This is a genomic window from Hymenobacter seoulensis (assembly GCF_054780535.1).
In genome coordinates this window covers 1,220,848-1,235,883 of the sequence record NZ_BAAGWD010000002.1, presented here as the reverse complement: position 1 = coordinate 1,235,883, position 15,036 = coordinate 1,220,848, and the positions used below count along the sequence as shown (strand labels likewise).

9 protein-coding genes are annotated in these 15,036 nt (G+C 54.2%); 6 read left to right on the top strand and 3 right to left on the bottom strand.

Annotated features, from left to right (window positions below; translation table 11 throughout):
* Positions 1–18: 18 nt before the first annotated feature.
* Positions 19–3,060, bottom strand: coding sequence for a Fe-S-cluster-containing hydrogenase (locus ACYVHC_RS13095; RefSeq protein ID WP_460614173.1), 3,042 nt, complete (start codon positions 3,058–3,060; stop codon positions 19–21).
* 155 nt (positions 3,061–3,215) lie between these two features.
* Positions 3,216–4,565 (bottom strand): cytochrome c3 family protein, encoded by a 1,350-nt coding sequence (locus tag ACYVHC_RS13090; RefSeq protein ID WP_460614172.1) that lies wholly within the window; start codon positions 4,563–4,565, stop codon positions 3,216–3,218.
* Positions 4,566–4,945: 380 nt separating this feature from the next.
* On the opposite strand from ACYVHC_RS13090, the gene rpsF reads away from it, so the two are divergent.
* The 6 genes from rpsF to priA all read left to right on the top strand — a co-directional run bounded on the left by rpsF (position 4,946) and on the right by priA (position 13,458).
* On the top strand, positions 4,946–5,320 hold the full coding sequence (gene rpsF, locus ACYVHC_RS13085) for a 30S ribosomal protein S6 (protein ID WP_460614171.1): 375 nt from the start codon (positions 4,946–4,948) through the stop codon (positions 5,318–5,320).
* Between the two features lie 8 nt (positions 5,321–5,328).
* The gene (rpsR, locus tag ACYVHC_RS13080) at positions 5,329–5,580 is read left to right on the top strand and encodes a 30S ribosomal protein S18 (RefSeq protein ID WP_044002832.1); all 252 of its coding nucleotides are present in this window, start codon (positions 5,329–5,331) and stop codon (positions 5,578–5,580) included.
* Positions 5,581–5,687: 107 nt separating this feature from the next.
* Entirely contained in the window at positions 5,688–6,131 is a 444-nt protein-coding gene (gene rplI, locus ACYVHC_RS13075) for a bL9 family ribosomal protein (RefSeq protein WP_460614169.1), read from the top strand.
* 252 nt (positions 6,132–6,383) lie between these two features.
* Positions 6,384–8,717 (top strand): GSCFA domain-containing protein, encoded by a 2,334-nt coding sequence (locus tag ACYVHC_RS13070; RefSeq protein WP_460614168.1) that lies wholly within the window; start codon positions 6,384–6,386, stop codon positions 8,715–8,717.
* 115 nt (positions 8,718–8,832) lie between these two features.
* Positions 8,833–10,854 carry a thioredoxin domain-containing protein gene (locus ACYVHC_RS13065; protein ID WP_460614167.1) on the top strand — a complete coding sequence of 674 codons (2,022 nt, stop codon included), beginning with the start codon at positions 8,833–8,835 and terminating at the stop codon, positions 10,852–10,854.
* A gap of 57 nt (positions 10,855–10,911) precedes the next feature.
* Positions 10,912–13,458 (top strand): primosomal protein N', encoded by a 2,547-nt coding sequence (gene priA / locus ACYVHC_RS13060; protein WP_460614166.1) that lies wholly within the window; start codon positions 10,912–10,914, stop codon positions 13,456–13,458.
* A gap of 852 nt (positions 13,459–14,310) precedes the next feature.
* Here priA and ACYVHC_RS13055 read toward each other — a convergent pair.
* Entirely contained in the window at positions 14,311–14,910 is a 600-nt protein-coding gene (locus ACYVHC_RS13055) for a hypothetical protein (protein ID WP_460614165.1), read from the bottom strand.
* Positions 14,911–15,036 lie beyond the last annotated feature (126 nt).

The window sequence follows — 15,036 nt, the reverse complement described above, 5'->3', positions numbered from 1 at the left end:
TTCCCCTTAGCTCTGTTGCTAGGCGTTGAACTCCGACGCTTCCGAGTTGCGGATTTTCGTCAGATAAGTAATGTTCGGCTGTACGTTGATCGAATCCAGCACGTGGAAGGCACGCTCTCCGTCTTCGCGACGCAGGATCTGCGAAATGCGAGAGCTAGGATCACGCATGTCGCCAAACACGATGGCTTGGGTTGGACAGGACTGGGCGCAGGCTGAAACAACTTCGCCATCTTTCGGACGACGCTTCTGCTTTTTAGCTTCCAGCTTACCGAGCTGAATACGCTGCACACAGAGTGAGCACTTCTCCATCACACCACGGGCCCGTACCGTAACGTCAGGGTTAAGCACCATGCGGCCGAGGTCCGTGAACATGTGACCGTTTACATTCTCAAATTTCTCGTTAGAGTAGTAAGAGAACCAGTTGAAGCGGCGCACTTTATATGGGCAGTTGTTTGCGCAATAGCGGGTACCAACGCAACGGTTGTAGGTCATCTGGTTGAGACCTTCCGAGCTGTGTGTGGTAGCCAATACGGGGCATACCGTTTCGCAAGGAGCGTGGTTGCAGTGCTGGCACATCATTGGCTGGAAAATCACCTGCGGGTTCTCCGAAGGGTCTTCCATAGCTGCATATGTGCTAAGTTTGCCAGCTTCTTCAAACTCGTCCTTGTGGTGATCTGAACCATAGTACCGGTCAATACGCATCCAGTGCATTTCCCGACGGTTCAGTACCTCCTGCTTTCCTACTACTGCAATATTGTTTTCTACCTGACACCCAATCACGCATGAGCCGCAGCCGATGCACGAGTTGAGGTCAATGGCCATACCCCAGTGGTGATTCTTATACTCGTAATCCTGCCACAGAGATACCTTATTAGGTTTTTCCAGTCCTTCCGGCGTAGAAATCTTCTCGTATTCCGTTACCTCCTTCGGGTTCTTGATATACTGAGCCAGCGTAGACTCCTGCACCACCGACTTGCGGTCCATAATGGTGTGGTGCGTCTGGGTCTGAGCAATTGGAGACTTCGCGTCAGTGCTTGTGATCTGTACTGCGTTGGTATATACCAGCGCGTCGTTACGCATCTGAGCCAGCGGTAACACATTGGCACCTACTTCGTTTCCAACACGGCCAGCCTTTGTACGACCATAGCCAAGAGCGATACCAATAGTACCAGCAGCCTGACCTGGTTGAATCAGGACTGGCAGTTCAACGGATTTACCGTTAGCAGTTACCTTGACAACGTCTCCCTGCTCCCACTTTTGCTCTACTGCCATGCTGCGTGGCACGGCTACGTAGTTGCCCCAAGTTGCTTTAGATACTGGGTCTGGCAGTTCGTGTAGCCAAGGGTTGTTAGCGAAAATGTTGGCTCCGTTGCCGATGCCTACTTTTTCGTAGATGACCAACTCTACGCCTGATGGCTTTGGGGCCGACTTAATGGCCGCAATGGCATTGTTAACGTCAAGTGCAGCGCCCGTCTGAGCCACCGTAGCCGGCGAAGCAGTACCCGTAGTAACACCATCGTGTACTGCCTTGTCCCAAGCTTTGTTAAAATCACCACCTAGTACTGCTTTCCACTGCGTGCGCAGATAGTTGTAATAGGTAGTAGGGTTTCCTGCCCAGGCCAGCAGAGAATCCTGAGCCTGACGAGTGGCGAACAATGGAGTGATTACAGGTTGAGCAAGGCTCAAGAAGCCACGCTTAGGCTCATAATCATTCCAAGACTCAAGGAAGTTATGGTCAGGCACGGCGTACGTGCACAATTCGCCGGTCTCGTCGAGACGATCATTCAGCGAAATAGTGGTTTTTACCTTGCCACCTTTCAAGGCCGCAGCTAGCTCGGCACCTTTAGGGTGATCAAAAACAGGGTTAGCATGGTAGAATATTACAGCACCTACCTGACCACTGATAATGTCACTCACTAGGCGGTTCATGCGAGCATCATCGCCTTGCCGCACCAAAGATGGATTGGCAACATCAACTGCTGTAGAACCTAACCGTTGGTTGATGGCAGCTACCAGTGCCTGAACAGCCGGATCATTTGAACCGGAAACTACCAAGCCAGCAGCTCCTGCGCTTTTCAAATCAGCGGCTGCCTTAGACAAGCGAGCATTCTTGTAGCTTGACGCGCTACCACCACCAACTACTTCATTATACAGGGCCAGAACTGCCTCTCCCATTTCGGAGGGCTTCAATGGCACCCGAATGTCAGCGTTAGCACCAGTCAGGGAGAAGTTAGACTCAAACTGATAGTGACGCGACATAGCACGCTTTTCGCTCGAAACCTTGCGGTTGGCTACGTACTGAGCAGCATGCTCTACCGGTGAAATCCACGTTCCGAGGAAATCAGCGGCAAAGCTCACAATAATGTTCGCTTTGCTGAAGTCGTAAGAAGGTAGAACGCCACCGTTTGCACGGAGCAAACCAGATACTGAGTTCACATCATACATTACGTGCTCAGTACCAGCAAAGCGCCCAGCAAACTCAGCAATTACCTTCTTAGTAGAAGGGCTGATGATCGTAGGTGATACGATGGCAATACGACCAGCACCAGCAAGGGCATTGCGAACCTCTTGGTCCAGCTGATCCTTATCAATCTTAGCGCCTTTCTTAGCAAAGTGCTGCAGACGGCCGCCATCATAGAGGCTCAACACCGAAGCTTGCGCCCGGGCCGACAAACCACCACGCGTAACAGGCGACTCAGGGTTACCCTCAAGCTTAATTGGACGACCCTCGCGAGTCTTTACCAGGATACTATTGTAGTCCTGGCCATTGAAAAAGCTAGAAGCGTAAAAATTGGCAATACCCGGATCAACCTCTTCAGGCTTATTGAGGTAGGGAATTGCTTTTCTAATAGGGGTTTCGCAGCTGGCGAGGGTTGCAGCAGCAAGGCCGAAGCCCATCAGCTTGAGGAAGTCGCGACGCGGCGCAACCGTGCTATCGGAACTGCCATGCGAGTCCTTCACTGGCATGAAGTCTGCAAACTCAGTGAGTGCATTCTTCACAAACTCCGGTGAGTTCTCTAATTCCTCAATTCCCTTCCAGTACTTAGGCGACTCTTGCATCGTGTTTTTGGGACTTAGGGTCTTGTTGGCTTAGGGACTTGGGGGTATGTGTCCTTAAAGTCTCCAAGTAGGCTGTTTTAAAGGTTGATCTGAACCTAGAGACCTCAGGCCGTGACAAGATGACCACGGCCTGAGATTTCTGAGCGTCTATCAGTTTAGTAGTGGCACTTCGAGCACTCCGTACCACCATTCGACGACACCGTGAATGGTGCAGCGTTATTGTCTTTGTCGTGGAGCTTCACCAGGTTGTCGTAGTACGCGTTACCCTTCGTATTGAGAGGAGTTTCGCGGTGACAGTTGATGCACCAGCCCATTGTGAGCGGCGAGTACTGATATACTACCTCCATATTCTGGATCGGGCCGTGGCACGTCTGGCACTCGAGGCCACCTACTTGGGTGTGCTGCGAGTGGTTGAAGTACGACAAGTCAGGCAGATTGTGGATACGCACCCACTGAATTGGCTGCTTGCGCTCGATAGCACGGTAGATTTTCTTGATTTCAGGGGACTCCGTTTTGATCTGCGAGTGGCAGTTCATACAGATGTTAGCCGAGGGGATGTTAGCCGACTTGCTCTTGTACACCGAGGTATGGCAGTAGGCGCAGTTGATCTGATGCTCGCCAGCGTGCAGCTTGTGTGAGAAAGCGATGGGCTGGGTAGGCTGATACCCTTGGGTCAGACCAACACCCATTGCACCTTGGATTGTCTCATACAATACAGCTAGCACAAATACTACCCCCACGATCGCGCGAACAGCCGTCGACTTGTAGATTTTAGAGAAATCGAAGCGCTGCTCTAATACTTCCCGGTCGCGACCATCAAGGTCTTTGCGGCCGCGAAGGACATCCTTCATGATGTTGGCAATGATAACCAGCGTCACTACTAGCACAATCAGTACTACTACCAGCACGATAAGCAGCACGTTCATGTACTTACCATCGCCTGCTTCAGCACCAGCAACGCCAGGTGTTTCGCTGCCATCGGCTGGCTTAATGCCAGTTCCGGCCGCATTGCCGTTAGCTGGGCTAGCATTACCTTCTTGCGAAGTTACCCATGCTACAATAGATGTGATTTCCTGATCAGACAGCTGGAAGCTTGGCATCTGCTGTTTCTGATACTGATTGTAGATCTTCACAGCATACTCGTCGCCAGCGGCAACCATTTTGCTGGAATTCTTGATCCATGGAATAATCCAGGACATGGGGCGGCGCTTGGTGATACCAGCTAAAGCCGGACCTACTATCACATCGTTGACAGCATGGCACTGAGCGCAATTGCCTTTAAATAGGGCATCGCCGGCGGCAATAGCCGCTGCATCGCCGCCACCGGCCGCCGGAGCGGTTGCCGTAGCAGGAGTTGCGCCATCAGTAGCGCCGGGGGCCACGCCTTCTTTGCTCACAGCTGGAGCTGAACCAACTGCCTGCCCAAGGGTATCACCCAGGGAAGCAACGGTCAGAAACAGAGCGAGAAAGAGACGGGAAAGGGGACGAAGTCGGATGCTATTCATAGCACAGTTTGACTGGAAAAAAGAAACTCGGGGGTGCTTCAAGGCCACAAATGTAGGTCGGGAAACCCAGAGAACAAACCAGCCTTGGCTAATTTTCGCCCTTGCTAGCTAGCTTAGAATCATTCTAAGAACCACAACTCAACTACACTTATTCCTGCTAGTACACTTGTCAGTGCTTTAGCGCGCTGAGTGCGGTGCTCACCGTCTTATCCCCCTTAGTTTGCTAACTCCTATTAGTAGAGAAGGTTTGGGAATTGACACTCAAATTATTAGCCTGCCACTTTATAGTAATTAAAGTACATACAAGAGGTAGCTCTTGCCATAAATACTGCTATCTTTGCCCCTCATTTAGTTTTTCACACATCATTCACCCCGTCGTAATGGCAGTAAGAAATTACGAGACGGTCTTCATTCTGACCCCCGTTCTAAACGAGGGCCAAGTGCAAGAGACGGTCGAGAAGTTCTCTCAGGTGCTTAAGGAAAATAGCGCCGACATCATCAACACTGAATCCTGGGGCCTCAAGAAATTGGCGTATCCGATTCAGAAAAAAAACACCGGGTATTACTTCCTTGTGGAGTTCACCGGCGAAGGTAACGTCGTAGACACGCTGGAGCTTGCGTTCCGTCGTGACGAGCGGGTTATCCGTTTCCTCACCACTGTATTGGACAAGCATGCTGTAGCTTATGGCACGCGTCGTCGTAAAGGCGAAATGAACCAGCAGAAAGTTAAACAATCGGAAGCTGTAGCCCAGTAGTCAAGAAGATGAGCCTCGCCAACGAAAAAATCCACAAGCAGGATACGCGCAAGAAATACTGCCGCTTCCAGAAGAACGGCATTAAGTACGTAGACTACAAAGACCCGAACTTCCTGTTGAAGTTTGTGAACGAGCAGGGCCGCATCCTGCCCCGTCGCATCACCGGTACTAGCCTGAAGTTTCAGCGCAAAGTAGCCCAAGCCGTTGCGAAAGCACGTCACTTGGCTCTGATGCCCTACGTAACTGACTCTTTGAAATAGAAAATTAGTATTGAATAGTTGGTATTGAGTAGTGAGACAGCTGTGAATTTATTTCACTCGGTTCTTACTCAATACTTACTACTCACTACTCAATACTAAAGAAAGACATGGAATTAATTCTGAAAGACGACGTTAAAGGCCTTGGCTACAAGAACGACATCGTCGTGGTAAAGCCAGGCTACGGCCGTAACTACCTGCTCCCGCAGGGTCTGGCAGTATTGGCCGACAAAAGCAACAAGAAGATCGTAACCGAAAACATCCGTCAGGCTGCTCATAAAGCCGAGAAGGTGAAAGCTGATGCTCAGAGCATCGCTGACAAAATCGGTAACGTAGTACTTGACATTGCTGCTAAAGTGGGTGAAAGCGGCCGCATTTTCGGTCGTGTAACCACGCTGCAATTGGCTGACGCGCTGAAAGCGAAAGGTGTTGACGTAGACCGCAAGCGTCTGTCGTTTGACACTGATCCGAGCGCAGTTGGTGAGTACACCGCTACGGTTGATCTGCACCGCGAGGTGAAGCACAAAGTACGCTTCAATGTAGTGGCTGAATAAGCTACTGGTTGGGCTGCATGCCTAGTATAGAGCGCCCGGTTGCCCATGCAACCGGGCGCTTTTTTACTTCTTACTACCTGCTAGCGGGCTTTTACGGGCGCCCGAAGTCCTTCAGTTTCCGTTAGCACTACCCTTTCTGCGCTGGCTCTCCCTCGCCTTGCTTAAGCAGCGCCTAGGTCAGGATTTTGGCCGAACGAGGGATGTTGAGTAGGTTGCCTATCCGTTGGCCCCAAAAAGGCCGTATTATAAGAAATGTTTCGAACTGAACTCCCGCTCACGCCCCATCCGCAACAGCTGCCGCTTTCAGCGCGGGTGCTGACGATAGGCTCCTGCTTTTCGGACTCTATCGGCTCTCGTCTCGGTGACTTTAAAGTCGCGACGATGGCTAATCCGTTTGGCACCGTATTTAATCCTATTTCAGCCTGCAAGCTGCTTCGTGCCGCGGCGGGTGAAGATATGGACTGGCAGCAGCACCTAGTAGAGGCTCGGGGCCGCTGGCAAAGCTATGACTTGCATGCCGAGGTGGGCGCCAGCTCGCCGGTAGAATTGCTCCAGCACATTCAGGCCCTAACGCGCGAAACCGGAGTGTTTCTGGCTACTGCTGACCTAGTAGTTCTGACGCTGGGTACAGCTTACGCGTACCGACTGCGGGAAACCGACGAAATCGTAAATAACTGCCACAAAGTACCTGCTGAGAAGTTTGAGAAGGAACTGCTCACGGCGGACGAGATTATTGCGGCTGTAGCAGAAACACACGCGTATCTGCGCCGCATCAATCCGCGCTTACGCTTTGTTCTGACGGTTAGCCCTGTGCGCCATGTAAAGGAAACGCTGGTGCTGAACTCAGCCAGCAAAGCAATGCTGCGGGTTGCTTGTCATTACCTAAGCGAATTACTGCCTGATGTGTCGTATTTCCCAGCCTACGAACTGCTGGTAGATGATCTGCGCGACTATCGGTTCTATGCTTCGGATATGCTGCATCCGTCGGAAGTGGCAGAAAACTATATTTGGGAGCGGTTTACCCGTACTTTCTTTGATACCGCTTTTGGGCGCTTTAAGAAAGAGTGGGAAGGCATCCGGCAGGCGCTGGGGCATCGGCCGCTGTATGCAGCATCTCCTGAACATCGGCAGTTCTTGGAAAGCACACTGGAGCGGTTGCATAAAGTTAGCGGCCTAGCAGATGTTAGGATGGAAACGCTGCATCTGGAGCGTGAATTAGCCGGCTTGCCCCTCCCTCCTGCTCCGGTGGTGCCGGAAGAGGAAGAGTACGACGATGACGAGGAGCGCATTGATGTTGGTGTATCCAGCGTGGTAGAAGCAAGCGTAAGCAGCCGCCAGGAAGCCTCTCTGGATGGCGCCGGCGCCGGTATACTGCTGGAGACGGATGACGAGGAGCAGGAGAACGAAGATGCAGATGAGGTTTCATCGGAATTAGCGTATGAGCACGCCTACACAGCTGGTGCAGCCGACGAAGAGGAAGTAGAAACGGACGCAGTGACTGACTCTGATGACGTCACTGTTGAAGGGGAAGAACCTGTTCGGAAGAAAAAGCGCCGTTCCCGCGGTGGGGCCAAACGGACCAAGCGCAAGCACGCCCGTCTGGCGGCCGAGCTAGGTGTCGATGCGGCCCAAAACCAGCCCGTTACGGCCAGCATGCCCGCATTTGTTTCTGACCTAAGCACTCAGCCGGACAACATCCAGGATGAGGCTGAAGAAACTACTTCGGCTGACGAGGTTATTTACATCACGGAAGATGAGTTGCGGCGCGGCCGACGCTCTCCTGCTGAGGTTGCACCATCTATACAGCCAACTACTGACGAGCAAGGGCCTACGCCTGCTGCGGAGGAGGCAGCGCCTGCTCCCGAGGTACCCGCTAGTAACCAGCCACGGCGGGAGCGGAACAACCGGCGGTCCCCACGCCCTGCCCATTCTGGCGGACGTACCGAACGACCTGCCTTATATGCTTCTGCTCCTACTGAGGACCAAGCAGATGAGCAACCCCTTGCTCCTGCTGCCAGCATAACGCCAGATGTGGTTGTGGTATCTACCCCTTCCGAGGCAGAAGCCCCATCATTGGAAACAGCGCCAGTTGCCGCTGCCCCGGAGCCTAGTAGCCCTAATACCCGCAGCCGAAAGCGTCCGCCAGCAAAGCCACGGGCGCCGCGGGCTACTCCAATTGAAGCACCAGATACAACAACGCCGCATGAAGCTGTACCCGAGCCCACACCCTCACCCGCGGCCCCCGTACTAGCTACTCCCGAAGCTGTAACCGCTACCCCCGAAGCAGCACCAAAACCGGCAAAAGCACCGGCACGCAGCCGCAAGCGCCCGGCCGCCAAGCCACCGGTTACGCCTGAAGCAGCACCTGCACCAGCCGCTGAAGCACCTTCGGTTACGGCTAAACCAGCTCGCAAACGGCCACCACGCCGCCCGAAAGCGGCCACTGAAGCCTTGGCACCCGCTCCGGCTATAACGGAAGCCCCTGTGCCAGCAGAAGCCGCCGCACCGAGTGCAGCGCCCAAGCGCAAGCCCCGCCCGCCACGGCGTAAACCAGGGGCTGACACACCCGCCCCGGAAACAACGTAATTAAGAAAACCCGGCTCTTCGGCCGGGTTTTCTGTTCTACAGTGGCCTAGCCTTACTCCTGCTCTGAACCTAAATTCCGATAGTTACCTGATTCGCTATCCTAACTTTATCTGCCATGCCGACGCATACCAACCGTTTAGCACAGGAGTCAAGTCCGTATCTGCTTCAGCACGCCCACAACCCCGTTGAGTGGTACCCGTGGGGCGAGGAGGCGCTGCAACAGGCACGCGACGAGCAAAAGCCTATTCTGGTGAGTATCGGCTATGCAGCGTGCCATTGGTGCCATGTGATGGAGCGCGAATCGTTCGAGAATCCGCAGGTGGCGGCCGTCATGAACCAGCACTTTATCTGCATCAAGGTAGACCGAGAGGAGCGGCCCGATGTGGACCAGGTGTATATGGAGGCGTTGCATGCCATGGGGCTGCAGGGTGGCTGGCCCCTGAATGTGTTTCTCACTTCGGAGGCCAAGCCGTTCTACGGCGGCACGTATTTCCCACCGCGCAACTGGCTGCAGCTGCTGACCAGCATTGGGCAAGGCTATGCGGGTGAGCACCGGGCGGAGCTGAATGCCTCTGCGGAGCAGTTTAGGCAGGTGTTGCAGGCTAGTGAACTGGAAAGATACCGCCCATTGAGCACTGCCGAGACCCTCTCTGATCAGCAATTCAAGCTGCTCGTGTATAACCTGGCCGCGAAGTTTGACCGGCAGCAGGGTGGCCTGAGTACGGCTCCCAAGTTTCCGATGCCTAGTGTTTGGCGCTTTTTGCTGCACACGCACGCCCTTACAGGCAGCCCCAACATGCTGGAGCAACTACACCTGACGCTACGGGAAATGGCCTGGGGCGGCCTTTATGATCAAATAGGTGGCGGCTTTGCTAGGTACTCCGTGGATGCAAAGTGGTTAGTACCGCACTTCGAGAAAATGCTATATGATAATGGCCAGCTCCTGAGCCTCTACGCCGAAGCCTACCAGGTAACGGGGGTGGAGCTGTATCGGCGGGTAGTGTATGACACCGTTGCGTTTCTACAGCGCGAGCTGCTGAGTCCGGAAGGCGGCTTCTATTCGTCGTTGGACGCCGATAGCGAAGGCGTGGAGGGCAGGTTTTACGTCTGGACGATGGCGGAGCTGCGCGAGGTCTTGGGGCAGGAAGAAGCCCTAGCGTCGGCGTACTACAACTGCACGGCAATTGGCAACTGGGAGCACGGCGTGAATATCTTGCACCGCCGGATGTTTGATGAGGAGTTTGCGCAGGAACACAACCTAGCGCCGGCTTTGGTAGAGGAACTGGTGGGCAACTGGCAACAGCAACTCTTGGCGGCCCGCGAAGCCCGCCCTCACCCTGGTCTCGACGATAAGATCCTGACCGGTTGGAATGGCTTAACCTTACAAGGGCTTCTCGATGCGTACCGTGCCTTCGTCGAACCCGAATTCCTGGCGCTGGCGCTACAGAACGCCCATTTTCTGCGCGATAAGCTAACTTCTGCGGAAGGACTATGTCGCAACTACAAAAACGGTCGGGCTACCATTGCCGGCTTTCTCGAAGATTATGCCCTAGTGATTCAGGCATACATCAGCCTCTATGAGGCCACCTTCGCCGAAGAGTGGCTACAAGAAGCCGACCGGCTGACGGCGTATGCGGTTGGGCACTTCTTCGACCCTAGTGAGCAGCTGTTTTTCTTCACTGATAAACAAAGCGCGCCACTTATAGCCCGCAAGAAGGAGCTGTTCGACAACGTTATTCCCGCCTCCAACTCCGTGATGGCGCACAACCTGCACCGCCTAGGCCTGCACCTCGGAAACCAGCAGTACACGGACCTAGCCGCCGCTATGCTTCAGCAAGTTCAGGACCTAGTGGCAAACGAGCCGCAAAGCCTCAGCAACTGGGCTCGGCTGTACGCCACTCAGTTGCGGCCCACCGCTGAAATTGCCATTGTGGGTCCGGAAGCCGAAGAATTTCGCAAACAGCTGAGCCGCCACTACTTGCCTAGTGTTGTGCTAGCCGGAACTACGGAAACCAGCACATTACCCTTACTGCAAGGCCGCGAAGCCCGGAACAAACAGACGACCCTCTATGTCTGCTTTAACCGTGCCTGCCAGCAGCCGGTGCACTCGGTAGCCGAGGCGTTGCGCCAGTTATAGTGCGGGTTCCGGGCGCCGCGGTGCTATCTTTACTGTCCGCTTCCAGTCTGATTTCCTTTGAGCCTCACGTTTGATTTTGTTCAGCCCCAGCCAGAACCCGCTGCCGACCGCGTTACGCTGTTTGCCGATGTGATTCTGCCGCTTCCGCTGCCTAAGCTATACACCTACCGCGTTCCGTTCGAGCTGAACGACCAGGTAGTGGTAGGCGGCCGCGTGATTGTGCAGTTCGGGGCCAAGAAAACGCTGAGCTGCATTGTGGCGGCCGTGCACGAAACGCCCCCGGCGCTATATCAGGCCAAATACATCCTCGAGTTTATCGACGACGCCCCCGTCGTGACACAGCCCCAGCTGAAGCTGTTTCGCTGGATGGCCGATTACTACCTCTGCACCCTCGGCGAAGTCATCAATGCGGCCTTACCCTCAGCGCTCAAACTCAGCTCCGAAAGCCGCGTGCAGTTGCATCCCGCCTTCGAGCCTGAAACCAATCCCTACCCCCTATCTGAGCAGGAACAGAAGGTAGTAGATGCGCTGAGCACTGGTGAGGAAGGCAAGTCCATGACCTTTACGGAGGTAGGCGAACTGCTTGGCATTGCGTCGTTCCATAAGTACATCAAGTCTTTGATGCAGAAGGACGTGGTGTTCCTTTTTGAGCACCTGCAGGATAAGTACTCGCCCAAAGTGGTGAAGAAGGTGCGCCTAGCCCACCATTACGTAGCCGAAGCAGCGCTGGAGCAGCTATTTACGCAACTGGCTTCGCGCTCCAAGCAGCTGGATGTGCTTATGCGCTACCTGCAGCGGGTGCCGGTGTACCAGAGTGAGCATGCCAACCACAAGGGCCTGGAGAAAGCCGCCCTTACCAGCGCACCGCACCTTTCCCCTTCCGCCGTGAACACGCTCATTAAAAACGGCGTGCTCGAGCAATTCGATACCATTGTGTCGCGCTTTCCGCTGGATGAAGACGACGCCGAGGCCAAGATGCACTTCACACTGAGTGAAGCCCAGCAGGAAGCCCGCGACGACATCATGCGGCAGTTTCAGGAGAAAGACATTGTGCTGCTGCACGGCGTGACGGGCGCTGGCAAAACCGAAATCTATATTGAGCTGATTAAGCAGGCCCTGGACGGTGGCGGACAGGTGCTGTACCTGCTACCCGAAATTGCCCTTACGGCCCAAATTGTAACGCGCCTGATGCGGGTATTCGGCTCGCGCCTGGGCGTGTACCATTCCAAGTTTTCCGATAACGAGCGGGTAGAAGTCTGGAACGGTGTGCTCTCGGGTCGTTTTCAGGTAGTGATTGGCGTGCGCTCGTCCATCTTCCTGCCCTTCGACAACCTAGCCCTCACTATCGTCGACGAAGAGCACGAGTCGAGCTACAAGCAGTACGACCCGGCGCCGCGCTACAATGCCCGCGAGGTAGCCCTAATGATGGCCAACTTCCAGGGCTCTAAAACGCTGCTGGGCTCAGCTACGCCGGCCGTTGAGACATATTACCAGGCCCGCGCCGGCCGTTATGGCTTAGTATCTCTGACCAAGCGCTTTGGCGAAGCTGGCCTGCCGGAAATTGTGCTGGTGGATACCCGCAAAAGCCGGGAGCAGAAAACCATGCACAACCATTTCACGCCGGAGTTGATGACGGAAATGGAGACGAAGCTAGCCATGAAGGAGCAGGTTATCCTGTTTCAGAATCGTCGTGGCTACGCTCCGTTCATTAATTGCCTCGACTGCGGCTGGATACCCAAGTGCAAGAGCTGCGCCGTGAGCCTAAGCTACCACAAGCATGCCCACGAGCTGCGCTGCCATTACTGCGGCTACCACGAGCGGATGCCCGTGCAATGCCCCGCCTGCGGCTCGCGCAACGTTAAGACGGTGGGTTTCGGCACCGAAAAGCTGGAAGACGACTTGAAGGTGATGCTGCCCCAGGCCAACGTGCAGCGCATGGACCTCGACACAACCCGGGCTAAAAACTCGTATCAGCAGATCATTTCCGACTTCGAGAAGCAGACGACTAACGTGTTGGTAGGTACCCAAATGGTAACCAAGGGCCTCGACTTTGCCAATGTGAGCCTGGTAGGCATCATCAACGCCGACAGTATCATTCACTACCCCGATTTCCGGGCGCATGAGCGGGCGTTCCAGATGTTTGTGCAGGTGAGCGGGCGCGCGGGCCGGAAAGGCAAAAAAGGCCGCGTTATCATCCAGACCGGCGACCCGGAACAGGTAATCTTTGACAAGGTTATCCGCAACGACTACCTGGAGTTTTATGAGTACGAAATCCTGCAACGGCGCGAGCATGGCTACCCGCCCTTCATGCGTATCATCCGGCTTACGGTAAAGCACATGGATGTTACCGCTGGTGAGCGGGCTGCCATTTTGCTCACACAGGAGCTGGTTGACCGCCTAGGGCGCGAGGCAGTACTTGGCCCCGAGGCGCCGTATATCTTCCGTATTCGGAATTTCTATCTGCAGGAAATTACCATCAAGCTCAGCCGCGAACACACCGTGCTGCGCGCTGCCAAAGCCGATATTCAAGCTGCCATCGACATCGTCCGCGACCAGAAAGAGTTTAAGCAGGTGCGCATCGCCGCCGATGTAGACCCGATGTAAGGAGTACGAATTTATTTTCCGCAGCAGGCACAGTAAAACTCGATGTCTGCTTGAAAGTTACTAGGCTCTCAGGTTGCCTCAAGCCGGCCCAACAATCGTGAATACTCTACGATTACGTTCGTTTTCGCGCCTCACGTAAGCGCCGCCACCGCCCATTCTTGCCCTGAAAGAACAGTAGAGCTATCCCGACAATACTCAATATAATACCAAGCCAAACACCTCCCAACAGCGTAAGTCCACCCCATCCGGTTGCGGTCATAGAAGCATTCGTAATAATCGCTCCTAGCCCGAGAGCCGTAATAATCGCTCCAAATAGGTTTACAATGGTCGTATTACGGTCGGGCTTCGGACTTATCTCCTGCACTGTCTGCGGCAATGTTGGGGGCATTTTGAGGGTATCAGGTACGGCTGACACGTGCGAGGACGCACTCCCTCCGGGCGCCTTTAGCTCATCCGATGACCTAGGGTGCCACTTTGCCACGTCAAGCACTTGCGGTTCTCCACTCCGAAGTATTCTATCGGGGCTAGTCGAAGCCAGGTCCGGAAGATTTGCTGCCACCAGCGTAGCAAGTGGTCGAGCTTGAGTTGCCTCAAAACTGGAGGTGGAAGTGCGGCTTACAACCTCGTCATATTCCCGTACTGCGGGTAAAGTAGCAGATACACGGGTGGTTTGGCACCCCGTTAGCCCTAGTACTATCCCAATCCACAATTGTAATCCTGACTTGAACATTATGGGCAATCTGTAAACTTGATTAGATATAACGGACGCTAAGCACAGCAATATATGCCGAACAAAAAAGCCCCGACTACCAGAGTAGCCGGGGCTTTTTATAAACTGAGTTGATGGATGGCTTACGCCATGTCCAGTAGGGCCAGAATGATGAACACGATACCAATGATAGCCACGATGCTACCGAGGAGGTCAAAAATGCCGCCGGGCAGAATGGTAATCAGGGCGCCGATAAGCACCAGAATAATACCAAGCTTCAAGTTGCTGCTGATGGCGTTAGCCGAAGCCGTGTCCTTTTTGGTCAGCTTGGCGGCAATCTTGTCGGCTTTCTTATCAATTTTGGCAAGCGCAGCTTTCTGCACTGCGTTCAGCTTCACGCCGCTGAATGCTTTCTTAGCCTCGGGGCGCGCTGCTTCTACCGGAGCGGCCACTTTGGGCGCGGCTGCCGGAGCTGAGGCTACTACAGGCTTCTCAGCGGCAACTGGTGCAGTTAGCGTAGCCACAACGGGCGCTTCAACCTCTGCAACGGCAGGAGCTGCTACCTCGGGGGTAACGACAGCCGTAGCTGGCGCTGGCTTCACAATAACACCCCGCTGGGTACCATGGTAGGCCGATGAAGTTTTGGGCAACATAGCATACTCGGCGCGGTTGCAGCTGGTCAGGGCTACGGCTACAGCGGCTACGGCCGTCAGCTTGTTCAAGAGTCCGGATAGGTGCTTCATGAGCGAAAGGAATTAGGGTGAATAGTTTGAAATCGGGGTTTATACGGGCCAAATTATAAAACAGAAATAGAAAACATAATTTATTCTATTTTCCTTAGGTTAAATCAAGCACGTAGCGCGCTGACT